The 24,124-nt window shown below is 77.6% G+C and carries 25 protein-coding genes and 1 riboswitch; of the genes, 20 read left to right on the top strand and 5 right to left on the bottom strand.

The features are described 5' to 3' along the window. Positions 1–93 precede the first annotated feature (93 nt). On the bottom strand, positions 94–840 hold the full coding sequence (locus ACI8AB_RS04585) for a sigma-70 family RNA polymerase sigma factor (protein ID WP_456949113.1): 747 nt from the start codon (positions 838–840) through the stop codon (positions 94–96). A 301-nt stretch (positions 841–1,141) separates the two neighbouring features. Here ACI8AB_RS04585 and ACI8AB_RS04580 point away from each other — a divergent pair, with 301 nt between their 5' ends. The 14 genes from ACI8AB_RS04580 to ACI8AB_RS04515 all read left to right on the top strand — a co-directional run bounded on the left by ACI8AB_RS04580 (position 1,142) and on the right by ACI8AB_RS04515 (position 14,336). Further along, on the top strand, positions 1,142–1,393 hold the full coding sequence (locus ACI8AB_RS04580) for a glutaredoxin family protein (protein ID WP_456949112.1): 252 nt from the start codon (positions 1,142–1,144) through the stop codon (positions 1,391–1,393). 265 nt (positions 1,394–1,658) lie between these two features. Beyond that, the gene (locus ACI8AB_RS04575; protein ID WP_387988391.1) at positions 1,659–2,345 is read left to right on the top strand and encodes a redox-sensing transcriptional repressor Rex; all 687 of its coding nucleotides are present in this window, start codon (positions 1,659–1,661) and stop codon (positions 2,343–2,345) included. Beyond that, positions 2,342–3,697, top strand: coding sequence for a glutamyl-tRNA reductase (locus tag ACI8AB_RS04570; protein ID WP_456949111.1), 1,356 nt, complete (start codon positions 2,342–2,344; stop codon positions 3,695–3,697). The genes ACI8AB_RS04575 and ACI8AB_RS04570 overlap by 4 nt, the downstream gene beginning before the upstream one ends. After that, positions 3,694–4,644, top strand: coding sequence for a hydroxymethylbilane synthase (hemC, locus tag ACI8AB_RS04565; protein ID WP_456949110.1), 951 nt, complete (start codon positions 3,694–3,696; stop codon positions 4,642–4,644). Before ACI8AB_RS04570 ends, hemC begins: the two co-directional genes overlap by 4 nt. Positions 4,645–4,747: 103 nt before the next feature. Then, positions 4,748–6,277 carry a uroporphyrinogen-III synthase gene (locus ACI8AB_RS04560; protein WP_456949109.1) on the top strand — a complete coding sequence of 510 codons (1,530 nt, stop codon included), beginning with the start codon at positions 4,748–4,750 and terminating at the stop codon, positions 6,275–6,277. Then, complete coding sequence (hemB, locus tag ACI8AB_RS04555; RefSeq protein ID WP_387988395.1) at positions 6,274–7,272, top strand: porphobilinogen synthase; 999 nt, start codon at positions 6,274–6,276, stop codon at positions 7,270–7,272. Before ACI8AB_RS04560 ends, hemB begins: the two co-directional genes overlap by 4 nt. After that, on the top strand, positions 7,272–7,817 hold the full coding sequence (locus tag ACI8AB_RS04550; RefSeq protein ID WP_456949108.1) for a hypothetical protein: 546 nt from the start codon (positions 7,272–7,274) through the stop codon (positions 7,815–7,817). Before hemB ends, ACI8AB_RS04550 begins: the two co-directional genes overlap by 1 nt. Next, positions 7,814–9,196, top strand: a complete 1,383-nt coding sequence (gene hemL / locus ACI8AB_RS04545; RefSeq protein WP_456949107.1) for a glutamate-1-semialdehyde 2,1-aminomutase — start codon at positions 7,814–7,816, stop codon at positions 9,194–9,196. Before ACI8AB_RS04550 ends, hemL begins: the two co-directional genes overlap by 4 nt. Continuing rightward, the gene (locus tag ACI8AB_RS04540) at positions 9,196–9,828 is read left to right on the top strand and encodes a histidine phosphatase family protein (protein ID WP_456949106.1); all 633 of its coding nucleotides are present in this window, start codon (positions 9,196–9,198) and stop codon (positions 9,826–9,828) included. Before hemL ends, ACI8AB_RS04540 begins: the two co-directional genes overlap by 1 nt. After that, positions 9,825–10,457 carry a TlpA family protein disulfide reductase gene (locus ACI8AB_RS04535; protein ID WP_456949105.1) on the top strand — a complete coding sequence of 211 codons (633 nt, stop codon included), beginning with the start codon at positions 9,825–9,827 and terminating at the stop codon, positions 10,455–10,457. Before ACI8AB_RS04540 ends, ACI8AB_RS04535 begins: the two co-directional genes overlap by 4 nt. Then, positions 10,458–11,276, top strand: a complete 819-nt coding sequence (locus ACI8AB_RS04530) for a cytochrome c biogenesis CcdA family protein (protein WP_387988400.1) — start codon at positions 10,458–10,460, stop codon at positions 11,274–11,276. Next, a complete protein-coding gene (gene resB, locus ACI8AB_RS04525; RefSeq protein WP_456949104.1) occupies positions 11,273–12,907 on the top strand; it encodes a cytochrome c biogenesis protein ResB in 1,635 nt (544 codons plus the stop codon). Before ACI8AB_RS04530 ends, resB begins: the two co-directional genes overlap by 4 nt. Further along, positions 12,904–13,869 carry a c-type cytochrome biogenesis protein CcsB gene (gene ccsB, locus ACI8AB_RS04520; protein ID WP_456949103.1) on the top strand — a complete coding sequence of 322 codons (966 nt, stop codon included), beginning with the start codon at positions 12,904–12,906 and terminating at the stop codon, positions 13,867–13,869. Before resB ends, ccsB begins: the two co-directional genes overlap by 4 nt. 116 nt (positions 13,870–13,985) lie before the next feature. Then, a complete protein-coding gene (locus tag ACI8AB_RS04515; protein WP_387988403.1) occupies positions 13,986–14,336 on the top strand; it encodes a hypothetical protein in 351 nt (116 codons plus the stop codon). 95 nt (positions 14,337–14,431) lie between these two features. Here ACI8AB_RS04515 and ACI8AB_RS04510 read toward each other — a convergent pair whose 3' ends face one another. Then, on the bottom strand, positions 14,432–14,641 hold the full coding sequence (locus tag ACI8AB_RS04510; protein WP_387988404.1) for a hypothetical protein: 210 nt from the start codon (positions 14,639–14,641) through the stop codon (positions 14,432–14,434). A 35-nt stretch (positions 14,642–14,676) separates the two neighbouring features. Between ACI8AB_RS04510 and ACI8AB_RS04505 the strand changes: the two genes are divergently transcribed. Further along, positions 14,677–15,186 carry an Lrp/AsnC family transcriptional regulator gene (locus tag ACI8AB_RS04505; protein ID WP_456949102.1) on the top strand — a complete coding sequence of 170 codons (510 nt, stop codon included), beginning with the start codon at positions 14,677–14,679 and terminating at the stop codon, positions 15,184–15,186. Positions 15,187–15,215: 29 nt separating this feature from the next. Continuing rightward, positions 15,216–15,527, top strand: coding sequence for a DUF4229 domain-containing protein (locus tag ACI8AB_RS04500; protein WP_456949101.1), 312 nt, complete (start codon positions 15,216–15,218; stop codon positions 15,525–15,527). A gap of 7 nt (positions 15,528–15,534) precedes the next feature. Here ACI8AB_RS04500 and ACI8AB_RS04495 read toward each other — a convergent pair whose 3' ends face one another. After that, entirely contained in the window at positions 15,535–16,407 is an 873-nt protein-coding gene (locus ACI8AB_RS04495; protein ID WP_456949100.1) for a 1,4-dihydroxy-2-naphthoate polyprenyltransferase, read from the bottom strand. Beyond that, positions 16,407–17,546: an o-succinylbenzoate--CoA ligase gene (gene menE / locus ACI8AB_RS04490; RefSeq protein WP_456949099.1), complete on the bottom strand. Its 1,140-nt coding sequence runs from the start codon at positions 17,544–17,546 to the stop codon at positions 16,407–16,409. Before menE ends, ACI8AB_RS04495 begins: the two co-directional genes overlap by 1 nt. Positions 17,547–17,587: 41 nt before the next feature. Here menE and ACI8AB_RS04485 point away from each other — a divergent pair, with 41 nt between their 5' ends. The 3 genes from ACI8AB_RS04485 (at position 17,588) to ACI8AB_RS04475 (ending at position 21,892) form a co-directional block, all read left to right on the top strand. Beyond that, positions 17,588–18,547, top strand: a complete 960-nt coding sequence (locus ACI8AB_RS04485) for an o-succinylbenzoate synthase (RefSeq protein ID WP_456949098.1) — start codon at positions 17,588–17,590, stop codon at positions 18,545–18,547. Then, positions 18,544–20,223, top strand: a complete 1,680-nt coding sequence (gene menD, locus ACI8AB_RS04480; RefSeq protein ID WP_456949097.1) for a 2-succinyl-5-enolpyruvyl-6-hydroxy-3-cyclohexene-1-carboxylic-acid synthase — start codon at positions 18,544–18,546, stop codon at positions 20,221–20,223. The genes ACI8AB_RS04485 and menD overlap by 4 nt, the downstream gene beginning before the upstream one ends. A gap of 340 nt (positions 20,224–20,563) precedes the next feature. Next, positions 20,564–20,733, top strand: a riboswitch (cyclic di-AMP (ydaO/yuaA leader). Between the two features lie 4 nt (positions 20,734–20,737). Continuing rightward, entirely contained in the window at positions 20,738–21,892 is a 1,155-nt protein-coding gene (locus tag ACI8AB_RS04475; protein WP_456949096.1) for a transglycosylase family protein, read from the top strand. 96 nt (positions 21,893–21,988) lie between these two features. Here ACI8AB_RS04475 and ACI8AB_RS04470 read toward each other — a convergent pair whose 3' ends face one another. Further along, positions 21,989–23,263: an isochorismate synthase gene (locus tag ACI8AB_RS04470; protein WP_456949095.1), complete on the bottom strand. Its 1,275-nt coding sequence runs from the start codon at positions 23,261–23,263 to the stop codon at positions 21,989–21,991. Positions 23,264–23,299: 36 nt separating this feature from the next. Between ACI8AB_RS04470 and ACI8AB_RS04465 the strand changes: the two genes are divergently transcribed. Then, a complete protein-coding gene (locus ACI8AB_RS04465) occupies positions 23,300–24,019 on the top strand; it encodes a demethylmenaquinone methyltransferase (protein WP_456949094.1) in 720 nt (239 codons plus the stop codon). The last annotated feature ends 105 nt before the right edge of the window (positions 24,020–24,124 follow it).

Genomic DNA, 24,124 nt, shown 5'->3' with positions numbered 1-24,124 from the left:
GGCTCGGTCGACGGGAGCAACGACGCAGGTCAGGGGCCGTTACGGCGTACCCGCGGGTAACAACGCCGCGTCCCCCGCCCGGGGTCCCGCGGGTCACCGGAGCCCCTCCGGCAGCAGGCCGGCCAGCCGCCGCACCGCCCGGTGCTGCAGCGCCTTGACCGCGCCGTCCTTCTTGCCCATGACCGCCGCGGTCTCCGACACCGACAGCCCCTGGAGGAACCGCAGCGAGATGCACTCCTGCTGCTCGCTGCCCAGCTGGCGGATGCACGCCAGCAGCTGCTCGTTGGTCAGCCGCGAGACGACGGCGTCCTCGGGACCGTCGGTGGCCTGGTCGGCGTCGCGCATGTCCGCGGTGGTGACCTCCAGCCGGAACCGGCTGCTCTTCACGTGGTCGCGGATGATGTTGCGGGCGATCGTCACGAGCCACGCGCCGACGTCGCGGCCCTGGAAGGACAGCGAGTCGATGCGCCGCAGGGCGCGGACGAAGGTCTCGCTGGTGAAGTCCTCGGCCTGGGCGCGGTCGCCCACGCGGTGCAGCACGTACCGGTGGACCAGTGTCACGTAGTGGTCGTAGAGCCGGCCGAACGCCTCGGCGTCGCCGGCCTGCGCCTGCCGGACGAGGTCCCAGACGTCGACCCGGTCGTCGGGCAGGTCCTCCTCGAGCGCCGCCAGCTCCTCGGCGAGCGCCCCCTCGTCCTCCTCGGGCGGCTCCACCACGGTCCCGGGGGCGGCCCCGTCGGGAGCGACGGCCTCCGGAGCGACGGCATCCGGAGCGACGGCCTCCGGAGCGACGGCCTCGGGGTCGACGACGGCGTCCGGCTCCGCCGGTGCGGCCTCCACGCTGGCGCGCGGGTACGGCGTCGGGCGGGGGCGGGGACCGGGCCGTCGCCCCGCCGGGACGGCGGACGACCGCTCGTCCACCGGGCGCGACTGCGGCATGCGGGACGTCGACCTCCTCGTCGGCCCGCCGAGCCGTGACGGCTCGCCCGACGGGGGTCCTCCCGGCTCGGCGGTGTCCCGCTGTCCTGCGGGTCCTCTCACATGGTGACAACATCACTGCGAACCGTCCACGTCGGCCGGCCGTGCGGTACGTCCCGGTACCCCGCCGGGGGGACCGCCGCCGCCCCGCAGGAGGTGTCCTGTGACCGAGACCCCCGTGCGGCTGGAGCTGCTGACCCGGGCCGGCTGCCACCTGTGCGTGACCGCGGCCGAGACGCTCGCGCGGATCGCCGGGGAGGCCGGCGTCGCCACCCGCGAGGTCGACGTCGACGCCGACCCGGAGCTGCAGGCCGAGTACGGCGACCGGGTGCCGGTGGTGCTGCTCGACGGCCGGGAGCACTCCTACTTCACCGTCGACGTCCCCCGGCTGCGCCGCGACCTCGGCATCGCGTAAGCACCCCGTCCTCCCCACCCCTCGCAGGCTCGGGGCGGGGCCGTCACGAGAGTCGGAGGACCCCCGGGCGGGTATGGTCTCGGACACAGCCGCGGGCATCCGCGCTGGCCCGGGGCCCGAGGGCGTCCCCGGGACTTTGTTCCTGCGTTCACAAGCGGTTACCGTGGCTGTCGCCGGGTGGGCGTACCGCCCGGATCCCCGATGTCGTCCGCCCACGCAGGCTCCCGCCGGCGCCCGGGCGCGACCGCTGTGGAGTAGGCCCGTGATGCAGTCGCGGCCCCGGATCCCGGAGGCCACCGTCGCCCGGCTGGCCGTGTACCTGCGGGTGCTCACCGGACTCGCCGACAGCGGCCGCGGCACCGTCTCCTCCGGCGAGCTGGCCTCGGCGGCCGGCGTCAACCCCGCCGGGCTGCGCAAGGACCTCTCCCACCTCGGCCCCTGCGGCGTGCGCGGGGTCGGTTACGACGTGGCCACCCTGCGCGACCGCATCGCGGCCGTGCTCGGGATGGAGACCGCGCACGCGTGCGTCCTCGTCGGGATCGGGAACCTGGGGTCGGCGCTGGCCGGCTACGGGGGCTTCGGCAACCGCGGCTTCGAGTTCGTCGGCCTGTTCGACGCCTCGCCGGCCCGGGTGGGGCAGCGGATCGGCGACCTGCCGGTCCGGCCGATGGAGGAGCTCGACGAGGTCGTCGCCGCCACGCGGGCGACGATCGGGGTCATCGCGACACCGGCCGAGGTGGCGCAGCGGGTCTGCGACCGGCTGACCAGGGCCGGGGTGAGGAGCATCTTGAACTTCGCGCCGGTGGCGCTCACCGCACCCGCCGGGGTCGGCGTCCGCCAGGTCGACCTCTCCGTCGAGCTGCAGGTCCTCGCGTTCCTCGACAAGCAGCGGGGCGCCCTCCCGGGAACGGCGCTCGGCACCGGGCTCGCCCCCGCCGGGGGGATGGCATGAGCCTGCTCGCCGTCGGCATCAGCCACCGGACCGCGCCGGTCGCGCTGCTCGAGCAGGTCGCGATGAGCGCGGACGACAGGGTCAAGGCGCTGCACGAGCTGGTCGAGAGCGACCACGTCAGCGAGGCGCTGGTGCTGGCCACCTGCAACCGGGTCGAGGTCTTCGCCGAGGTCGACCGCTTCCACGGCGGTGTCGCCGAGGTCAGCCGGGTGCTGGCCCGCCAGGCGGGCGCCTCCGTCGAGGAGCTCTCGCCCTACGTCACCGTCCACTACGAGGACCAGGCCGTCGCGCACCTGTTCACCGTGGCCGCGGGTCTGGACTCCATGGTGGTCGGCGAGACCCAGGTCCTCGGCCAGCTGCGCGCCGCCTACGCCCTCGCCCAGGACGAGGGCACGGTCGGCCGCTCGCTGCACCCGGTCGCCCAGCACGCGCTGCGGGTGGGCAAGCGGGTGCACTCCGAGACCGGCATCGACCGAGCCGGCGCCAACCTGGTCACCGTCTCCCTCGACCACGCCGAGCAGCGGGTCGGCCCGCTGGCCGGCCGCCCGACGCTGGTCGTCGGCGCCGGGTCGATGGGCGCGCTGGCCGCCACCACGCTGTCCCGCCGCGGCGCGCTGGTCACCGTCGCCAGCCGCTCGCCGGAGTCGGCCGCGCGCCTGGCCGCCGCGGTCGACGGCGGCACCGCCGAGCTCGCCGACCTGCGCGCGGCGATCGCCGACGCCGACGTCGTGGTCACCTGCACCGGTGCCACCGGCCTGGTGGTGGGCACCGACGTCGTCGCCGGCGCCCTGGCCGACCGGGACGGCCGCCCGCTGGCCGTCGTCGACCTGGCCCTGCCCCGCGACGTCGACCCGGGCGTGGCCGCGCTGCCCGGCGTGCACCTGGTCGACCTGGCGCTGCTGCAGGGCGAGCGCTCGGCCGCCGGGGGCACCGGCCCGGTCGCCGCCGACGACGTCTCCGCCGCGCACGCGCTCATCGAGGCCGAGACCGCGCTGCTGCGCGCCGAGCGGCAGGCCGCCGCCGTCGCCCCGACCGTGTCCGCGCTGCGCAGCCAGGCCGCCGAGGTCGTCGACGCCGAGCTGCTGCGGCTGTCCACCCGGCTGCCCGACCTCGACGCCCGCGCCCGCGGCGAGATCGCCCGCACCGTGCGGCGGGTGGTCGACAAGCTGCTGCACGAGCCGACCGTGCGGGTCAAGGAGCTGGCCGCCACCCCGGGCGGCGTCGACTACGCCGACGCGCTGCGGGCGCTGTTCGGCCTCGGCATCGACACGGAGGTGCCCGAGGACGGCACCCGGCTGGCCGAGGCGGTCACCGTCGACCCCGACGACCTGCGCCCCGGCGGTGTGGCGTGACCGCGCCGTCGACCGGCACCGCCACCCGCACGCTGCGCCTGGGCACCCGCGCCAGCCAGCTCGCCCGCACCCAGTCGCAGACCGTCGCCGACGCGATCACTGCGGCCAGCGGCGTGCCGGTGGAGCTGGTGCACATCAGCACCGAGGGCGACCGGTCGGCCGCGGCCATCGCCCAGCTCGGCGGCACCGGCGTCTTCGTCACCGCGATCCGCAGGGCGCTGCTCGAGGGCACCGTCGACGTCGCGGTGCACAGCTACAAGGACCTGCCCACCGCGCCCGAGCCCGGGCTGGTGCTGGCCGCCGTCCCGCCGCGGGAGGACCCCCGCGACGCGCTGGTCGCCCGCGACCGCCTGACCCTCGGCGAGCTGCCGGCCGGCGCCCGCGTCGGCACCGGCGCCCCGCGGCGGGTCGCCCAGCTGCGCGCGCTCGGCCTGGGCCTGGAGGTCGTGCCGATCCGCGGCAACGTCGACACCCGGATGGCCCGCGTCGTCCCGGGCGACCTCGACGCCGTCGTGCTCGCCCGCGCCGGGCTCGCCCGCCTGGGCCGGCTGGCCGCGGTCACCGAGACCCTCGACCCGCTGCAGGTGCTGCCCGCCCCGGCGCAGGGCGCCCTGGCCGTCGAGTGCCGGGCGGACGACGAGCGGACGCTGCAGCTGCTCGCTCCCCTCGACGACGCCGGCACCCGTGCCTGCGTGCTCGCCGAGCGCACCACGCTGGCCGCGCTCGAGGCCGGCTGCAGCGCCCCGGTGGCCGCCTACGCGGAGCTGGCCGAGGGCGAGGACGGCGCCGAGCTGTACCTGCGTGCCTCGGTCACCGCGATCGACGGCAGCGACGGCGTCCGCGGCTCGGTCACCGGGCCGGTCGGCGAGGCCGGGCGGCTGGGCCGCGACCTCGCCGCCGACCTGCTCGACCGCGGCGCCGCGGAGCTCGTGGCGGCCGCCCGGTGAGCCCCGGGCGCCGTCCCCCCGCCGGGCAGACCGCTCCGGCACCCCAGACCCCCACCCACGCCCTCCCCAGGGCCTCGACACCAACAAGGACCAGGAGCTCGTGATGACGCGCTTCCGCAAGACCCCCGGCCGCGTCGTCTTCGTCGGCGCCGGCCCCGGTGACCCCGGCATGCTCACCGCCCGGGCCACGGCCGCGATCGCCGAGGCCGCGGTGCTGCACGTCGACCCCGACGTGCCCGCCGCCCTCCTCGACGCCGTGCGCGCCGGCCGCCCCGGCGTCGAGCCGACCGTCGTGAGCGGCGAGCCGGCCGACGTCGCCAAGGCCGCCGTCGCGGCCGCGAAGACGGGCGACGTCGTCGTCCGGGTGGTCGCCGGCGACCCGTTCACCTCCGACGCCGTGGTCAAGGAGGTGCTCGCCGTCGGCCGCACCTCCGTGCCCTTCGACGTCGTCCCCGGCGTCGCCCCCGCCACCGCGGTCCCGGCCTTCGCCGGCGTCGCGCTCGGCGGCACCTCGCTGTCCGCCGACCTGCGCCACAGCGACGTCGACCTGCCCGCGCTGGCCGGCGCCGCGCACGCCCTCGGCGCCCCGGTGGTGCTGCAGGGCGGCGCCGAGCAGCTGCCCGACGCCGCCGCGCGGCTGGTCGAGGGCGGCCTGTCCGGCAGCACGCCGGTCGTCGTCACCACCGGCGGCTCGGGCACCGGCCAGAGGAGCGTGACCGCGAAGCTGTCGGCCGTCGCCGAGAAGACCGCCGACCTCGGCGGCGTCAGCGGGCCGGTCGTGGCCACCGTCGGCGCCGCCGTCGACAAGCGCGGCAAGCTCTCCTGGTGGGAGAGCCGCCCGCTGTTCGGCTGGCGGGTGCTGGTGCCGCGCACCAAGGACCAGGCCGGCGAGATGAGCGACCGGCTGCGGGCCTACGGCGCGGTGCCGGTCGAGGTGCCGACCATCGCCGTCGAGCCGCCGCGCAGCCCCGCGCAGATGGACCGCGCCATCAAGGGCCTGGTCACCGGCCGCTACGGCTGGATCGTGTTCACCTCGGCCAACGCGGTGCGCGCGGTCCGGGAGAAGTTCGCCGAGCTGGGCCTCGACGCCCGCGCCTTCGCCGGCGTGAAGGTCGCCTGCGTCGGCGAGCAGACCGCCGAGGCGGTCCGCGCGTTCGGCATCGTGCCGGAGCTGGTGCCCAGCGGGCAGCAGTCCAGCGAGGGCCTGCTGGCCGACTTCCCCGAGTACGACGACGTGCTGGACCCGATCAACCGGGTGCTGCTGCCCCGCGCCGACATCGCCACCGAGACCCTCGCCGCGGGCCTGCAGGAGCGCGGCTGGGAGATCGACGACGTGACCGCCTACCGCACCGTGCGCGCCGCCCCGCCGGCCGCCGCGGTCCGCGAGGCGATCAAGGGCGGCGGCTTCGACGCGGTGTGCTTCACCTCCTCGAGCACCGTGCGCAACCTGGTCGGCATCGCCGGCAAGCCGCACGCGAAGACCGTCGTCGCCGTCATCGGCCCCGCCACCGCGGCCACCGCGCAGGAGTTCGGCCTGCGGGTCGACGTCCAGCCCGAGACCGCCGCGGTGCTCCCGCTGGTCGACGCGCTGGCCGAGTACGCCGAGGCGCGGCGGGAGGGTGAGGGCGAGTGACCTCCCCGCAGGGCGGGTCGAACCCGGGCTTCGCGCGCGGGCGCCGGCTGCGGTCGACGCCCGCGCTGCGGCGGCTCACCGCGCAGACCCGGGTGGCCCCGGCCGACCTGGTGCTGCCGGTGTTCGTCAAGGAGGGCATCGACCGGCCGCAGCCGATCGGCGCGATGCCCGGCGTCGTGCAGCACACGCTGGACTCGCTGCGGAAGGCCGCGCACGAGGCGGCCGACGCCGGCATCGGCGGGCTGATCCTCTTCGGCATCCCCGCCGAGAAGGACGAGGCCGGCTCGCAGGCCGACGCCGCCGACGGGATCGTCAACGTGGCGCTGCGCCAGCTGCGCGCCGACCTCGGCGACGAGCTGGTGCTCGTGGCCGACCTGTGCCTGTGCGAGTACACCTCGCACGGGCACTGCGGCCTGGTCACCCCGGCCGGCGTCGTGGACAACGACCCGACGCTGGACCGGTACGCCGCCGTGGCGATCGCGCAGGCGCAGGCCGGCGCCCACGTCATCGCCCCCAGCGGGATGATGGACGGGCAGGTCGCGGCGATCCGCCGGGCCCTGGACGGCGCCGCGTTCACCGAGACGCCGATCCTCGCCTACGCCGCCAAGTACGCCTCGGGCTTCTACGGGCCGTTCCGCGAGGCGGCCGAGGGCGCGCCGCAGTTCGGCGACCGCTCGACCTACCAGATGGACCCGCCCAACGCCGACGAGGCGCTGCGCGAGGTGGCGCAGGACCTCGCCGAGGGCGCCGACGCCGTCATGGTCAAGCCGGCGCTGCCCTACCTGGACGTCGTGGCCCGGGTCGCCGACGCCGTCGACGTCCCGGTCAGCGCCTACCAGGTGTCCGGCGAGTACGCGATGGTCGAGGCGGCCGCGGCCAACGGCTGGATCGACCGCGAGCGGGCGATCCTCGAGACGATCACCGCCATCCGGCGGGCCGGCGCCGGCCAGGTGCTCACCTACTGGGCGGTCGAGGCCGCGCGCCTGCTCCGCTGATGGGCTACGTCGAGCCCGGGGGCTCCTGGCGGCCGTTCTGGCTGGTCGCCGGGGTCCTCGGGCTCCTCGCCGTCCTGGACCTGGTGCTGCCCGGCCCGGACGTGCCGCCGCTGCTGTGGGTGCTCGCCGTCGTCGCGGTGCTCGGCACCGTCGCCTTCGGCTGCACGGCGGCCCGGTGGGTGTGGACGGTGCGGGTCGACGGCGGCGGTCCCGACGGCGCGCTGTCGGTGGGCCGCGAGCGGGTGCCGCTGGCCGACGTCGACGCCGCCCACCTGCGCGCCGTGCGCGAGGGGACGGCCGGCGTGGACGCCGGCGCCCCCGTCCTGGGCGGCGGGTGGTCGGTGCCGCGCGGGCGCACCGGGCTGCCGCTGCGGCTGACCGACGGGCGGACCGTGCTCGTGCCCACCCGCGACCCCGCGGCGCTCGCCGGCGCGCTGCTGGCCGCGGTCCCGGGCAGCGCCCCGCCGGGGAGCCCGACGTCACACGGCGCCGGCCCCGACACCCCCGACGGGCGTCCGGGGGGCGGGAGGACACTGGGGCCGTGACCTCGCTGGACACGACCCGGTACGACTACGGCGCACCGGTCTCCGCCGACCTGTTCGCCCGCGGGCAGCGCGTGACCCCGGGCGGGGTGAACTCGCCGGTGCGCGCCTTCCGCGCCGTCGGCGGCACCCCGCGGTTCATCGCGCAGGCCCAGGGCCCCTGGCTGACCGACGCCGACGGCCGCCGCTACGTCGACCTCGTCGCGTCGTGGGGGCCGATGATCCTCGGCCACGCGCACCCGGCCGTCGTCGAGGCGGTGACCGCCGCCGCCCGCCGCGGGCTGTCCTTCGGCGCGCCCACCGAGGGCGAGCTCGAGCTCGCCGAGGAGATCATCGCCCGCGTGCGCCCGGTCGAGCGGGTGCGGCTGGTCAACTCCGGCACCGAGGCGGTGCTGTCCGCGCTGCGCCTGGCCCGGGGCGCCACCGGCCGGCCGCTGGTGGTCAAGTTCGCCGGCAACTACCACGGCCACGTCGACGCGCTGCTGGCCTCGGCCGGGTCCGGCGTCGCCACCCTCGGCCTGCCCGACACCCCCGGCGTCACCACCGGCGCGGCCGCCGACACGATCGTGCTGCCCTACAACGACGTCGCCGCCGTCGAGGCCGTCTTCGCCGAGCGCGGGTCCGACATCGCCGTCGTGGTCTCCGAGGCGGCGCCGGGCAACATGGGCGTCGTCCCGCCGCTGGACGGCTTCAACGCGCAGCTGCGCCGGATCACCGCCGAGCACGGCGCGCTGCTGCTGCTCGACGAGGTCATGACCGGCTTCCGGGTGTCCCGCTCGGGCTGGTACGGCCTCGACCCCGTCGACGCCGACCTGTTCACCTTCGGCAAGGTCATGGGCGGCGGGCTGCCGGCCGCGGCCTTCGGCGGGCGCGCCGACCTGATGGAGCAGCTGGCCCCGACCGGGCCGGTGTACCAGGCGGGCACGCTGTCGGGGAACCCGGTCGCCGTCGCCGCCGGGCTCACCACGCTGCGGCACTGCACCGACGACGTCTACGCCCGCTGCGACCGGGTCGCGGTCACCCTGCGCGGCGCGGCCAGCGCGGCCCTGTTCGCCGCCGGTGTCCCGCACCGGGTGCAGCAGGCCGGGTCGATGTTCTCGGTCTTCTTCGTCCCCGACGAGCGCCGGGTGCGCGACTACGACGACGCCCGCACCCAGGACACCGCGGCCCACCGCGCGTTCTTCCACGAGATGCTCGCCCGGGGCGTGTACCTGCCGCCGTCGGCGTTCGAGGCATGGTTCGTCAGCGCCGCGCTCGACGACGAGGCCGTGGAGCGGGTGCTCGACGCGCTGCCCGCCGCCGCCCGCGCCGCCGCGGCCGCCGACCCCGCCGACGCCCCGTCCGACGAGGACGCGAAGGACGCCCAGGAGCTGCAGCCCTGATGGAGACGACCGTCGTCCACCTGCTCCGGCACGGGGAGGTCCACAACCCCGGGAAGGTGCTCTACGGCCGGCTGCCCGGCTACCGGCTGTCGGAGGCCGGCGAGGCGATGGCCCGCCGCGCCGCCGAGTGGCTCGTCGGTCGCGGCGTCACGCACCTGGTCTCCAGCCCGCTGGAGCGGGCGCGGCAGACCGCCGCGCCGGTCGCCGAGACGCTGGGCCTGCCGGTCGCCGTCGACGAGCGGCTCATCGAGGCCGGCAACGCCTTCGAGGGGATGCCGGTGGCCGGCGGCCAGGGGCTGGTGCGCCGGCCGCGGGACTGGTGGAAGCTGCGCAACCCGGTGCGGCCCTCGTGGGGCGAGCCCTACGTCGAGATCGCCGCGCGGATGCTGCTCGCCGTCGAGGCCGCCCGCGACGCCGCCCGCGGCGCCGCCGCCGTCTGCGTCAGCCACCAGCTGCCCATCTGGACGCTGCGGCTGCACCTGGAGGGGAAGCGGTACGTGCACGACCCGCGCCGGCGGCAGTGCGGGCTGGCCAGCGTCACGTCGGTGACCTACGAGGCCGACCGGGTCGCCGGCATCACCTACGCCGAGCCGGCCGGGGCCACCGACCCCGACGCGGTGCCCGGGGCATGACCACCCCACGACAGCGCTCCGCCGGCGCCCCACGCTCCCGCGGGGTCCCCGGGAGGCGCGCGCTGACCGCCCTGCTGGCGTCGGCCGCCCTGCTGGCCGGCTGCTCCACGGGCTCCGACGCCGTCGACGTCAGCAACGGCGGCGAGTTCCGCTTCGTCGCGGCCACCCCGGCCGGCGAGGTGATCCCCGAGGGGGAGCGGGACTCCGCGCCCGCGTTCGGCGGCACCCTGGTCGGCGGCGGCGACTGGACCTCCGACGAGCTGGCCGGGCAGGTCGCCGTCCTCAACTTCTGGGGCTCCTGGTGCGCGCCCTGCCGGGTGGAGACGCCGGCGTTCCAGGAGGTCTACGCCGAGGTCCGCGACCGGGGCGTGGCCTTCCTGGGCCTCAACGTCAAGGAGGCCGACGAGCAGTTCGCGCAGGCGTTCGTCGACAGCCAGGGCATCGAGTTCCCCTCGCTGTACGACCCCGCCGGCGAGGTCGCGCTGGCCTTCCGGGACTACCCGGCGAACGCGATCCCGTCCACGATCGTGCTGGACCGGGACGGCCGGGTCGCCGCCGTGTACACGGGCGAGGTGTCGCAGGAGGACCTGCGCGCCGTCCTCGACCGGCTGCTCGGGGAGGAGAGCTGAGTGGACGGCGTGCGTGAGCTCGTGACCGACGGCCCGCTGCTGGTGGCCGCCGTCGTCGCCGCGCTGGCCGGGCTGGTCAGCTTCGCCTCGCCCTGCGTGCTGCCGCTGGTGCCGGGCTACCTGTCCTACGTCACCGGGCTCGTCGGCACCGGCGCCCGCCCCGCGCCCGCACCCGTCCCCGCCGGCCCGGGCGCCACCGCCACCGCCGTCCGCGCCGACGAGCGCACCCCGCGCGGGCGGATGGTGCTCGGCGCGCTGCTGTTCGTCCTCGGCTTCACCGTCGTGTTCGTCGCCGCCGGCGCGGCGTTCGGCGGGCTGGGCCGGCTGCTGGTCCAGTACGACGACGTCATCACGCGGGTGATGGGCGCGGTCGTCGTCGTGGTCGGCCTGGGCTTCCTCGGCTGGCTGCCGTTCCTGCAGCGCACCGCCCGGCTGTCGGTGCGCCCGGCGGCCGGGCTGGCCGGCGCCCCGCTGCTCGGCGTCGTCTTCGGGCTGGGCTGGACGCCGTGCCTGGGCCCGACGCTGTCGGCGGTCTACTCGCTGGCCTACACCGAGGCCACCGCCGGCCGCGGCGCGCTGCTGTCGGTCGCCTACTGCCTGGGCCTGGGCGTGCCGTTCGTGCTGGTCGCGCTCGGCGCCCGCTGGGCGGTCGGGGCGACGACGTTCCTGCGCCGGCACGCCCGCGGGGTCACCCGCTTCGGCGGCGCGGTGCTGGTGCTGGTCGGCCTGCTCCTGGTCACCGGCGCGTGGACCGAGATGATGGGCTGGCTGCGGTCCTGGCTGGCCGTCACCGGGCTGGGGGAGTCCGCGCCACTGTGACGACCACCGCCCCGCCCCGCCCGGCCGCCGCGCCCCCGCCGCCGGCCCCGCCCTCCGGGCTCCGCCGCGCCGGCGGGTTCCTGCTGCGCCAGTGGCGCCGGCTCACCGCCATGCGCACGGCGATCGTGCTGCTGTTCCTGCTGGCGCTGGCCGCCATCCCCGGCTCGCTGCTGCCGCAGCGGTCGCTGTCGCAGAGCAACGTCACGCAGTACTTCGCCGACCACCCGACGCTCGCGCCGCTGCTCGACCGGCTCTACCTGTTCGACGTGTTCGGCTCGCCGTGGTTCGCCGCGGTGTACCTGCTGCTGTTCGTCTCGCTCATCGGCTGCGTGCTGCCGCGCGCGCTCGAGCACGCCCGCGCGCTGCGCACCCCGCCGCCGCCCGCGCCCCGGCGGCTGACCCGGCTCCCCGACGCCGCCGCGCTGCCCACCGCGCTGCCGGCCGCCGGCGCCCTCGACGTCGTCGAGGAGGAGCTGCGGGTCCGCCGCTACCGCGTGGTGCGCCGCGAGCGGGACGGCGTGGCCGAGCTGTCGGCCGAGAAGGGCCTGCTCAAGGAGACCGGCAACCTGGTCTTCCACCTGGCGCTGGTCGGCCTGCTGCTGGCGCTGGCCGGCGGCAAGCTGTGGGGCTACGAGGGCAGCATCCTGGTCACCGAGGGCCAGCGGTTCTGCAACTCGTTCCAGCAGTACGACACCCACTCCTCCGGCGCCCTGGTGGAGGGCAGCGACCTGACGCCGATCTGCGTCGGGCTCGACGACTTCCGCGCCACCTACGAGCAGGACCTCACCGCCTCCTCGTTCACCGCCGACATCACCTACGGCGCCCCCGGCGAGGAGGGCCGGCCGACGACGATCGGCGTCAACGACCCCCTGCGGGTCGACGGCGACCGGGTCTACGTCACCGGCCACGGGTTCAGCCCGACCTTCACCGTGACCCGGCCCGACGGGTTCAGCATCGACGACGTCTCGGCGCCGTTCCTCCCCAGCGACCAGCGGATGATGGGCAGCCAGGGCGCGCTCAAGCTGCCCGACCTCGGCGCGGGCACCGAGGACCAGTTCGCGCTGGAGGGCTTCTTCGCGCCGACCGGCCTGACGCAGGGCGGGGTCCTCACCTCGATCGACCCGCGCCCGCTGGCGCCGCAGGTGGCGGTCGTGGCCTACGAGGGCTACCTCGGCCTGGACTCCGGCCTGCCGCAGTCGGTCTACTCGCTCGACGCCTCGCAGATCGAGCGCGGGCGGCTCACCGAGGTCGGCCGGGGCAACCTGTCGGTCGGGGAGTCGCTGACCCTGCCCGACGGGACGACGGTGACCTTCACCGGCTACAAGGAGTTCGCCGCCCTGCAGTTCTCGCACGACCCGGGTCAGGTGTGGGTGCTCGCCGCGGCGATCGCGGTGCTGGCCGGCCTGCTCGGGATGCTGCTGCTGCGCCGGGAGCGGGTCTTCGCCCGCGCCACCGGGTCCTCCGCCGACGGCGGTACCGTGCTCGAGGTCGGTGGACTGACTCGAGGCAGCGGCGACAGCGCACCGCGCTTCACGGCGTTGACCGACGACCTGCGGGCGGCCCTCGCCGCCCGCGCCGCGACCCGTGCCCCGTCCGGGGGCGCACCCGAGACCGGAGGCACACCCACGTGACCGCCGACCAGCTGTCCGGACTGTCGGACACCCTGTTCTCCGTCAGCGTCGGCCTGTACTCGCTCGCCGTCGTCGCCTTCGCCGCGCAGCTGGCCTTCGGCCGCCGGCCCGCCCGCGCCCGCGCGCTGGTCGGCGCCGGCGCCCCGCTCGACGAGCCGGCGGCCCCCGAGGCGGCCCCGGCCGGCACGGACGACCCGCCGGCGGTGCGCCGCTGGGGCCTGGTGGCGATGCTGCTCACCGCCCTGGGGGCGCTCACCCACGCCGGCGTGCTCGTCGCCCGCGGCCTGGCCGTCGACCGGCTGCCCTGGGGCAACATGTACGAGTTCGCCGTCGCGGTCGTGCTGGTCGCCGTCGTGGCCTTCCTCGTCCTCGCCGTCCGCTCACCGGCCCTGCGGCACCTGGGCCTGTTCGTCCTCGCCCCGGTCGTGGTCAGCCTGGTCGCGATCGGGCTGTTCCTCTACGTCGAGAGCGCCCCGCTCGTGGCGGCGCTGCGGTCGAGCTGGCTGGCCGTGCACGTGACGACGGCGATCCTCGGCTTCGGCGTCTTCTTCGTCAGCGGCATCGCCAGCGTGCTGTACCTGGTCCGCGGCCGGTTCGAGGCCCGCGGCGGCGACCCGTCGTCGTCGCGGCTGGTGGCGCGCATCCCCTCGGCCGCCACGCTGGACCGGGTCGCGCACCGCACGGCGATCTTCGGCTTCCCGATCTGGACCTTCGCGGTCATCGCCGGCGCCATCTGGGCCGAGAGCGCCTGGGGCCGGTTCTGGGGCTGGGACCCCAAGGAGACGTGGGCCTTCATCGCCTGGGTGGTCTACGCCGCCTACCTGCACGCCCGGACGACGGCGGGCTGGCGGGGCCGCCCCGCGGCGTGGGTCAACGTGGTCGGCCTGGGCGTCATGGTCTTCAACCTGCTGTACGTGAACATGGTGTCGTCCGGGTTGCACAGCTACGGCGGTGTCGACTGACCTGCGCCCCGTCCGCCCCACCCGCCCCACCCCTCACTCCCGTGAGGGGGTCCGGGCGCGGGTTCCCGGCCCGGCGTGTTGCGATGGGCGCATGACTGCACGCGCGGGGGGACGCCGTGGGTAGGCACGCAGCCGCCGACGGCGCCGGCACCGACCCGATCGTGGCGGCCGCGCTGGCCACCGGCACCCCGGCGACCCGGCACGCGCCCGGCGCCACCGCCCAGGGGACCGAGGGCGACCTGGGCTGGCCGGGGGACACCACCACCGGCGGCGGGCTCGGCTGGCCGGGCTCGCTGGACCGGGCCGACGACGCCGGCGCGGCGGCCGGGACCGACGCGACCGAGGGCCCCGAGGCCACCGCGCGCATCGACGTCGTCCCCGCCGTGCCCGGCACCGCGCCGGACGGGGACCCGGAACCGCCGGGCCCGCGCGGCTGGCGCCGTCTGTTCGGCGGCCGCGCGGCCTGAAGGACCCCGCTGCTCCCCACCCCTCGCAGGCTCGGGGGCGGGACCCCGCGGCAGGGCCGACGGCTGGCCGGGGCGGTCCTCGGCCTGCGGTCCGGCTAGGCGGGGGAGCCGTCGTCGCGGCGGACGCGGCGGCCGAGCTCGCGGAGGAACTCCGGGTCGTCGTCGGGGGCGACCGGGCGGGACGCGCGGGAGGGCCGCGGACGACGGGCCGGCCGCTCCCGGCGCAGCTCGCTCCCGGCGACCGCCGTCGCCCGGACCACGAGCACCACCACGAGCACCGCCACCAGCAGCAGCACGACCGGCACCCGGCCTCCCCTCTCCAGGAACGTCCCTGCACCCAATGTACGAGCGCGGGGATACTCGGGGGAGCGGGCCGCGACCGCGTCCGCACACGACCTGGACGGAGCCCCCCATCGACGCCGTCGACCGGCAGCTGATCGACCTGCTGCGCGCCAACGGCCGCGCCAGCATCGCCGAGCTGGCCCGGCAGGTCGGGCTCTCCGCGCCGGCCGTGCACGAGCGCGTGGGCAAGCTGGAGGCCTCCGGCGTGGTCCTCGGCTACCGCGCCGTCGTCGACCCCGCCGCCCTCGGGCTCGACGTCACCGCGCTGATCGGCGTCATCGAGAGCGACGCCGTCGACGACACCGGCGTGGAGGCGGCGCTGCGGGCGATGCCCGAGGTCGAGGACTGCTGGCGGGTCGCCGGCAGCGAGGGCTACGTGCTCAAGGTCCGGGTGACCGACATCCCGGCACTCGAGGCCGCCATCAACGCGTTGAACAGGATCGAGGGCGTCGCCCGCACCCGCACGACCGTCGTGCTCTCCACGAAGTGGGAGGGCCGGACGGGATGACGCCCGACAGCACGCAGGAGGACAGCAGCATGGCCGAGAGCACCACCCCGGGCGCGCCCACCGGCGGTCCCGCGACCCCGCCGCGGATCGCGCCGTGGCTGCTGCTCTACACGCTCGGCCGGCTGGTCATCGCCGTCGCGCTCGTCGCGCTGATCTGGCTGGTCGGTCTGCCCGGCTTCCCGGCGCTGCTGTTCGGCCTGCTGCTGTCGATGCCGGTGGCGCTGGTGCTGCTGCGCCCGGTCCGCGACAAGCTGACCGAGGGCCTGGCCGCCCGCAGCGTCGCCCGCCGCACCCGCAAGGAGCAGCTGCGCGCCCGGCTGTCGGGCGACGCCGCCGCCTGAGCCCGCCTCAGCCCGACAGGGCGAGCCCGGCGCCGAGCAGCACGCCGGTGGCCAGGGTGAGCAGGCCGGTGGCCTGCAGCGCGGCGATCAGCGCCGGCCCGCGGCCGCCGGAGAGCACCACCCGCGACGGCGGCACGGCCAGCGGCGCGGCGGCCAGCGCGAGCAGCGCCCACGGCCGGCCCACCCCGATCGCCACGACGACGGCGAACGCGACCGCGAGCAGGCCGACGTAGAACCGCCGGGTCGCGCGGTCGCCGAGCAGCACCGCGAGCGTGCGCTTGCCCACCCGCGCGTCGCCCTCGACGTCGCGCAGGTTGTTGACCACCAGCAGCGCCACCGACAGCAGCCCGATCGGCACCGCGGCGGCCAGCGCCAGCCCCTCGACCCGCCCGGTCTGCGCGAACGTCGTCCCGGCGACGGCGACCAGGCCGAAGAACACGAAGACGAACACCTCGCCGAGCGCCCGGTAGCCGTAGGGCAGCGGGCCGCCGGTGTAGGTCCAGGCCGCGGCGATGCACACCGCGCCGACCGCGACCAGCCACCAGCTCGACAGCGCCGCCAGCACCAGCCCCGCGACCCCCGCGACGGCGAAGGACAGCAGCGCCGCCGTCAGCACCGCGCGGGGCGAGGCCGCGCCCGAGCCGACCAGCCGCATCGGCCCGACCCGGACGGCGTCGGTGCCGCGCCTGCCGTCGGAGTAGTCGTTGGCGTAGTTGACCGCCACCTGCAGCGCCAGGGCCACGAGCAGCGCCAGCAGCGCGGGCACGAGCCGGAAGCCGTCGAGCGCGGCCGCGGCGCCGGTGCCCACGAGCACCGGGGCGAGCGCGGCCGGCAGGGTGCGGGGCCGGGCGCCGGCCACCCACTGCGCGGGCGTCGCCATCAACGGACCCCTCCACCCAGGGCGGCCGCCACGCCGCGGCGGTCGGGCTTGCCGGTGTGCAGCGTCGGCACCGACCCGATCAGGTGCAGCTCGCGCGGCGCGGACGGGCCGCCCAGCCGCTCGGCCACCCACGGCCGCAGGGCCGCGAGGTCGGGTGCGGCGCCCGGCGCCGGGACGACGGCGGCCACCACCCGCTGCCCCCACTCGTCGTCGGGCCGGCCGAAGACCACGGCGTCGGCGACGGCGGGGTGCTCGCGCAGCGCCCCCTCGACCGCCTGCGGGGCCACGTTCACCCCGCCGGTGACGACGACGTCGTCGAGCCGCCCGGCCACCGTCAGCCGCCCGTCGGGGCCGACGCTGCCGGCGTCGCGGGTGCGGAACTCCCCGCCGGCGAACGCCGCCGCGGTGCTCTCCGGGTCGCGGCGGTAGCCGAGCGCCAGCACCGGTCCGGCGATCGCGATCCCCTCGTCGTCCGCGCGCACCCGGACGCCGTCGAGCGGGACGCCGTCGTAGACGCACCCGCCCGCGGTCTCGGTCGTGCCGTAGGTGGTCACCACCGCGACGCCGGCCTCGCGGGCGCGCGCCAGCAGCCCCGGGTCGGTGGCCGCGCCACCGACGAGCACCGCGTCGAACGCGCGCAGCGCCGCCGGCTCGCGCTCCAGGTACCGGCGCAGCTGGGTGGGCACCAGCGCGGTGTACCGCCGGCCGGCGGGCATCCGCGCCACCCCCGCGGCCAGGTCCTCCCCGGGCGCGAGCACGGTGGGCGCCGTGCCGCCGAGCACCGACCGCACCAGCACCTGCAGCCCGGCGATCGCCGACACCGGCAGCGCGAGCAGCCAGGCGCCCGGGCCGCCGAGCCGGTCGAGGGTCGCCGTCGCCGAGGCCCGCAGCGCCGCGGCCGGCAGCAGCACGCCGCGCGGGCCGCCGGTCGACCCGGAGGTGACGACGACGAGGTCGGTGCCGTCCTCGAGCGGCTCGTCCGGCGCGAGGACCTCCCGCGCGGCCGCCGCGGGCGGCCCGGCCGGGAGGACGGCGAGCGGCGCGGCGCCCTCCAGGCAGGCGCGGACGGCGGGCAGCACGGTGCCGAGGACGGCGTCGGGGGAGTCCGGCGCGGGGAGGACGGTCAGCTGCCGGATCACGGGTCCCGAGGGTACGTCGCGCGCGACATAGGCTTGCGGGCGTGATCACCCCCGCCGGCCTCCCCGAGGGGATCGACCGGCTGGCGGTGTGGTCGGTGCCGATGCGCACCCGCTTCCGCGGCATCGACGTCCGCGACGGCGTGCTCGTGCACGGCCCGGCCGGCTGGGGAGAGTTCTCCCCGTTCTGGGACTACGGCGTGCGGGAGAGCCGCCGCTGGTGGGCGGCCGCCGCCGAGGCCGCGTTGCAGGGCTGGCCCGCGCCGGTGCGCGACGCGGTGCCGGTCAACGTGACCGTCCCCGCGGTGGGCGCCGAGCGGGCGCACGCGATCGTGACCGCGTCGGGCTGCCGGACGGCGAAGGTGAAGGTGGCCGAGCCGGGCCAGACCGCCGCCGACGACCTCGCCCGCGTGGAGGCCGTCCGCGACGCGCTCGGCCCGTCCGGTGCGCTGCGGGTGGACGCCAACGCCGCCTGGGACGTCGACACCGCCGTCGCCCGCATCCGGGAGCTGGACCGGGTGGGCCTGGAGTACGTCGAGCAGCCCTGCGCCACGCTGGCCGAGCTCGCCGCGCTGCGCCGCCGGGTCGACGTCCGGGTCGCCGTCGACGAGGGCGTGCGCCGCGCGGACGACCCGCTGGGCGTCGACCTGCGGGAGGCCGGCGACGTCGTCGTCCTCAAGGTGCAGCCGCTCGGCGGCGTGCGGGCCGCGCTGCGCGTGGCCGAGGCGCATGGGCTGCCGTGCGTGGTCTCCTCCGCGCTGGAGTCCTCGGTGGGCATCGCCGCGGGGGTCGCGCTGGCCGCCGCGCTGCCCGAGCTGCCCTTCGCCTGCGGCCTGGCCACGGTCGCCCTCCTGGACGGCGACGTCACCGACGCCCCGCTGCTGCCGGTGGACGGCGCGCTGCCGGTGACCCGGCCCGACCCCGGCCGGCTGGACGCCGTGACCGCGCCCGGCGACGTCACCGCCCGCTGGACGGAGCGGCTGGGCGCGGTGCTGGCCGCGTGAACCCCTCCACCGCGCTGGCCCGCGTGCTGGTCGACGAGCTGGTCCGCGGCGGCGTCCGCGACGCCGTCGTCGCGCCCGGCTCCCGCTCGGCGCCGGTCGCGCTGGCGCTGGCCGCCGCCGAGCGGGCCGGCGTCCTGCGGCTGCACGTGCGCATCGACGAGCGGACGGCGTCCTTCCTCGCCCTGGGCCTGGCCCGCGCATCCGGCCGGCCGGTGCCGGTGCTCACCACCTCCGGGACGGCGACCGCGCACCTGCACGCCGCCGTCCTCGAGGCCGACGTCAGCGGGGTGCCGCTGCTGGCGCTCACCGCCGACCGGCCGCCGGAGCTGCGCGGCACCGGCGCCAACCAGACGATCGAGCAGCCGGGCCTGTACGGCGGTGCGGTGCGCTGGGCGGCCGACGTCGGCGTGCCCGAGGCCGGCCGCGAGGCCGCGCAGAACCGCTACTGGCGCTCGGTGGTGTCCCGGGCGCTGCTCGCGGCCACCGGCGTCCTGTCCGGCGACCCCGGGCCGGTGCAGCTGGACCTGCCCTTCCGCGACCCGCTGCTGCCCGAGGAGGAGCCCGGCCCGCTGGAGGGCCCGTGGGCCGGCCGGGACGGTGGCGCGCCGTGGACCGCCGGCGCGTCCGCGCCCGCCGCGGCCGCACCGATCGCCGACGGCCCGCGCACGCTCGTCGTCGCCGGGGACGGGCCCGACGCCGCCGGCCGGGCGTGGGCGGCCGGCGCCGCCGCGGCCGGCTGGCCGGTGGTCGCCGAGCCGAGCGGCGGGGCGTGGACCGACGGCGCCGTGCGCGGCGGGGCGCTGCTGCTCGGCGTGCCCGGCTGGCTGGACGCGCACCGGCCCGACCGGGTGGTCGTCGTCGGCCGGCCGACGCTGTCCCGGCCGGTGTCCGCGCTGCTGGCCGACCCGCGGGTGCGCGTGGAGACCGTGGTCGCCGGGCCGCGCTGGCCCGACGCCGGCCGCTCCGCCGCGCTGGTCACCCGCGCCGCCCCGCCGGCCGGGCCGCCCTGCGACCCCGGCTGGGCCGCCGCCTGGCGCGCGGCCGCGGACCGGGTGGGCGCCGCCGTCGACGCCGCGCTCGACGCCGCGCCCGGGCTGACCGCCGCCCGGCTGGCCCGCGACGTCGTCGCCGCGCTGCCGCCTGGGGCGCTGCTGGTGCTCGGCTCCTCCACGCCGGTGCGCGACGTCGACCGGCTCGCCGTCCCGCGCGGCGACGTCGCCGTGCTCGCCAACCGCGGCGTCGCCGGCATCGACGGCACGGTGTCCACCGCCGTCGGCGCCGCGCTGGTCCACGGCGGGCCGGCGGTGGCGCTCATGGGCGACCTGACGTTCCTGCACGACCTGCAGGGGCTGCTCACCGGCGAGGGCGAGCCGCGCCCGGACCTCACCGTGGTGGTGCCCGACAACGACGGGGGCGGGATCTTCGCCCAGCTGGAGCCCGGGCGGCCGGCGTACGCCCGCGACTACCGGCGGGTGTTCGGCACGCCGCACGGGCGGGACCTGGTCGCCGTCGCGGCGTCCCTGGGGTGGGAGTCGATGGCGGTGACCACGCCGGAGGAGCTCGCCGCCGCGCTGGCGCGCGGCGGGCCGCGGGTGGTCGTCGCCCGCACCGACCAGCGCGCGGAGGCCGACCTCGCCGTCGCCCTGCGGGAGGCCGCGGGCCGCGCGCTGGCCTGACCGGTCCGAGGAGCGCCGGACGGGGCCGGGCACGGCCGGGAGCCCGTCCCGGGCCCTCGTGACGGGCCGGTCCGGCACGCGTTCCCGGTGGCCTTCGTCACGGGACCCGGCGCGGCCGCGGCGGGGGCGGCACGACCCCGGCAGGGCCCGATCCTGCGCGACGAGCAGCGGGTTCCGTTACCCGCGCGGTGGTCACGCCGACGTCACGCCATACCCCACGCGCCCCGGCCGAACCGCCGTGTGACCGCCGTCACGACGACAGTCGACATGACGACACGTAACGTTTTGGCTGCGCTCAGCGAACACGGAGCGCGGCACCGGTCCGCCAAACCCTGCCCACCGGTCGCCCACGTCAACTCCCAGGGCAGGGGTGGGGGACCCACTCTTCCGGCGCGCGACGGCCTACGGGGGCCTGTCGGAGCGCGCCTCGGGGTGAAGCCGCGGACCGCGGCCGGGCACCGATCGCCCGAACCCGACAGCTCACCTCGCCGGCGGTGATCGGGAGATCATCACCATGCCCAAGCACCGCGCACCCCGCTACGTCCGCACCAAGAAGGTCATCGCCAAGGCCCCTGTCGCCGCCGGCGCCGCCGCCGTCGGTCTGGGCGTCCTGAGCTCGCCGGCCTCCGCCTCCACCACCCACGACTGGACCGGCGTCGCCCAGTGCGAGTCCAGTGGCAACTGGAGCATCAACACCGGCAACGGCTACTACGGCGGGCTGCAGTTCAGCCAGTCCACCTGGGCCGCCTTCGGGGGCACCGACCTCGCCCCGCGCGCCGACCTCGCCACCCCGGCCGAGCAGGTCCAGATCGCCGAGGCCGTCCTGGCCGGCCAGGGCGTCGGCGCCTGGCCGACCTGCGGCAAGTACCTGACCGACGGCACCACCGCGGCTGCCGCCGAGGCGCCGGCCGCTCCCGCCGAGCAGGTCGCCCCGGCCGCCGGGGCCCCGGCCGCTCCGGCCGAGCAGCCGGCCGCCGAGCAGGCCGCGCCGGCCGAGCAGGCCGAGGTCAGCACCGAGGAGTACACCGTCCGCTGGCGGGACACGGTGGCGAAGATCGCCGCCGCCCACGGCCAGAGCTGGCGGGAGCTCTACGAGCGCAACGTCGACGTCATCGGCGGCAACCCGAACCGGATCTACCCCGGTCAGGTGCTGGCGCTCAGCGGCTCGACCGCCGCCCCGGCCGAGGCCGCTGCGGCTCCCGCCGCCGAGGCCGCCCCGGCCCCGGTCGCCGCCGCCGGCGAGGCGGCGCCCGCCGCCACCCCGCCGATCGCCGAGGCCGCCCCGCAGGTCGCGCAGGCCTCGGTCGTCGCCGAGATCACGAACACCGCCGGCGCGATCCACGAGGCCGTGCAGGCGGCGGCGAACGCCGTCGTCAGCAACGTCCCGGGCGCCGCGGACATCACCCTCGGCGGCACGCGGGCCAGCGCGGTCGACCCGGACGGCCACCCCTCCGGCAAGGCGCTGGACTACATGGTCATGTCCGACGCCGCCCTCGGCGACGCGATCGCCCAGTACCACGTCGACCACTGGGACGAGCTCGGCGTCGAGTACGTCATCTGGCAGCAGCGCATCCTGACCTCGCCCGACGGCGCCTGGAAGGCGATGGAGGACCGCGGCGGCGCGACCGCCAACCACATGGACCACGTGCACGTGAACTACGTGGGCTGACCTCCGCCTCACCCGACGAGGGCCCCGACCGCGCGCCGCGGCCGGGGCCCTCGTCGTTCCCGGGGCAGGACGGCGGCCGGCCGGGAGCGGGCCGGCTCAGCCCTCGAGCGCGGCCTGGAAGGCGGCGAACTTCGACTGGGTCTCGGCGAGCTCGGCCGCCGGGTCGGAGCCGGCGACGATGCCGCAGCCGGCGAACAGCCGGGCCGAGCACGGGTCGTCGTCGACCAGCTGCGCGCAGCGGAGGGCCAGCCCGAACTCGCCGTCCCCGCGGGCGTCGAGCCAGCCCACTGGCCCGGCGTAGCGGCCGCGGTCCATGCCCTCCAGCTCGGCGATGACCCCGGCGGCGGCCTCGGGCGGGGTGCCGCAGACGGCGGCGGTGGGGTGCACGGCGTCGACCAGCTCCAGCAGCCCGGCGCGGCCGCGGGCGCCCGAGCGGCGCTGGGTGCCGACGACGTCGGTGGCCAGGTGCCGCACGTTGGGCAGCGTGAGCAGCGAGGGCTGCTCCGGCACCGACAGCGCGGTGCAGAACGGGTCGAGCGCCCGCACGAGCGAGTCGACGGCGAGGGCGTGCTCGGCGCGGTCCTTGGCGCTGGCCAGCAGGCCGGCCGCGAGCCGCTCGTCCTCGGCGCCCGCGCCGCGCGGGGCGGTGCCGGCCAGCACCCGCGCCGACAGCTGCCGGCCGGTGCGGCGCAGCAGCAGCTCGGGGGTGGCGCCGAGCAGCCCGTCGACGGCGAAGGTCCAGCAGTCGGGGAAGCGGGCGGCCAGCCGGTCGAGCAGGCGGCGGGGGTCCAGCGGCACGTCGGCGGTGACCAGCAGGTCGCGCGCGAGCACCACCTTGGCGAGGTCACCGGCGCCGATGCGGCCGATCGCGGCGGACACCGCGCCGCACCACGAGGCGGGGTCGAGCGCGCCGTCGGCGTAGCGCAGCCGCCCCGGCGCGGGGGTCAGCGGCTCGCGGGCCGCCGCCAGCACGTCGCCCGGGTCGGCGTCGCCGCTCGTGGTCACCCAGGCGACGCCGTCGCGGCGGCCGACGACGACCTCGGGGACGACGAACACCGACGTCTCCCGCGCGGGGTCGAACGCGGCGCTCGCGAACACGACCGGCCCGGAGCCGGGCACGCCCACCTCGTCGTCGACGGCGAGGGCGGCGCTGCGGTCGGCCCACCAGGCGGCGGCCTCGGCCAGCGCGCCGGGACCGGAGACCTCGAGGCGGTCGGCCTCGCCCCAGCCGACCAGGCCCTCGCCGCGGCGCACCCAGGACAGCGCGCCCTCGCGCGGCAGCAGCGCCAGCAGGTCGGGGGAGTCGGGCAGCGCGACCGTGGTCACGGCGGGCGCGGCGGCGTCCGGGGTGGTCACCGCCGCTGCCGTCACGTCCCCCAGCGTAGGCAGCCGGTAGCGTCGTCCGCCGTGGCAGACCGGCGAGACAGCGCACACACCGCCGGGTCGAGGGCCGGGCTGGACAAGCAGCCGCACGAGGTCGCGGCCATGTTCGACGGTGTCGCCCGCCGCTACGACCTCACCAACACCGTGCTCTCCGGCGGTCGCGACGCCGCCTGGCGGCGGGCCACCCGCGAGGCGCTGGGCGCCCGGCCGGGGGACCTCGTCCTCGACGTCGCCGCCGGCACCGCCGTCTCCACGGTGGAGCTCGCCGCCGGGGGCGTGCGCGCCGTCGCCTGCGACTTCTCCCAGGGGATGCTGCTGGCCGGCGCGGGACGGCCGGTGCCCAAGGTGGCCGGCGACGCGATGGCGCTGCCGTTCGCCGACGCGAGCGTCGACGGGCTGGTCGTCTCCTTCGGCCTGCGCAACGTGGCCGACCCCGACGCCGCGCTGCGCGAGTTCGCCCGGGTCGTCCGGCCGGGCGGGCGGCTCGTCGTCTGCGAGTTCTCCAGCCCCACCTGGAAGCCGTTCCGCACCGTCTACACCGAGTACCTCATGCGGGCGCTGCCGCGGATCGCCCGCGCGGTGAGCAGCAACCCCGACGCCTACGTCTACCTGGCCGAGTCGATCCGCGCCTGGCCCGACCAGCCGGCGCTCGCCGCCCGCGTCCGGGCCGCCGGGTGGACCGACGTCGCCTGGCGCAACCTCACCGGCGGCGTCGTCGCGCTGCACCGCGCCGTCCGCCCCTGACGGGCCGCCGGCGAGGGCTCCCGCGGCACGCCCGCGGGGATAGCGTCGCCGCATGACGACACCGACACCGATGCCCGAGCCGCCCGGTCCGTCGCCGTCCCCGGT

The organism is Geodermatophilus sp. SYSU D00698, assembly GCF_054050335.1.
The sequence above is the reverse complement of the archived record's forward strand: the minus strand, read 5'-3'. Positions and strand labels throughout refer to the sequence as shown.

Excerpts from the sequence above, each read along its gene's own strand:
- ACI8AB_RS04575 (WP_387988391.1), top strand. The coding sequence starts at position 1,659 with ATGCAGTCGCGGCCCCGGATCCCGGAGGCCACCGTCGCCCGGCTGGCC.
- ACI8AB_RS04495 (WP_456949100.1), bottom strand. The coding sequence starts at position 16,407 with ATGGCGACGCCCGCGCAGTGGGTGGCCGGCGCCCGGCCCCGCACCCTG.
- ACI8AB_RS04540 (WP_456949106.1), top strand. The coding sequence starts at position 9,196 with ATGGAGACGACCGTCGTCCACCTGCTCCGGCACGGGGAGGTCCACAAC.
- ACI8AB_RS04535 (WP_456949105.1), top strand. The coding sequence starts at position 9,825 with ATGACCACCCCACGACAGCGCTCCGCCGGCGCCCCACGCTCCCGCGGG.
- ACI8AB_RS04475 (WP_456949096.1), top strand. The coding sequence starts at position 20,738 with ATGCCCAAGCACCGCGCACCCCGCTACGTCCGCACCAAGAAGGTCATC.
- ACI8AB_RS04560 (WP_456949109.1), top strand. The coding sequence starts at position 4,748 with ATGACGCGCTTCCGCAAGACCCCCGGCCGCGTCGTCTTCGTCGGCGCC.
- ACI8AB_RS04570 (WP_456949111.1), top strand. The coding sequence starts at position 2,342 with ATGAGCCTGCTCGCCGTCGGCATCAGCCACCGGACCGCGCCGGTCGCG.
- ACI8AB_RS04550 (WP_456949108.1), top strand. The coding sequence starts at position 7,272 with ATGGGCTACGTCGAGCCCGGGGGCTCCTGGCGGCCGTTCTGGCTGGTC.
- ACI8AB_RS04500 (WP_456949101.1), top strand. The coding sequence starts at position 15,216 with ATGGCCGAGAGCACCACCCCGGGCGCGCCCACCGGCGGTCCCGCGACC.
- ACI8AB_RS04505 (WP_456949102.1), top strand. The coding sequence starts at position 14,677 with ATGTACGAGCGCGGGGATACTCGGGGGAGCGGGCCGCGACCGCGTCCG.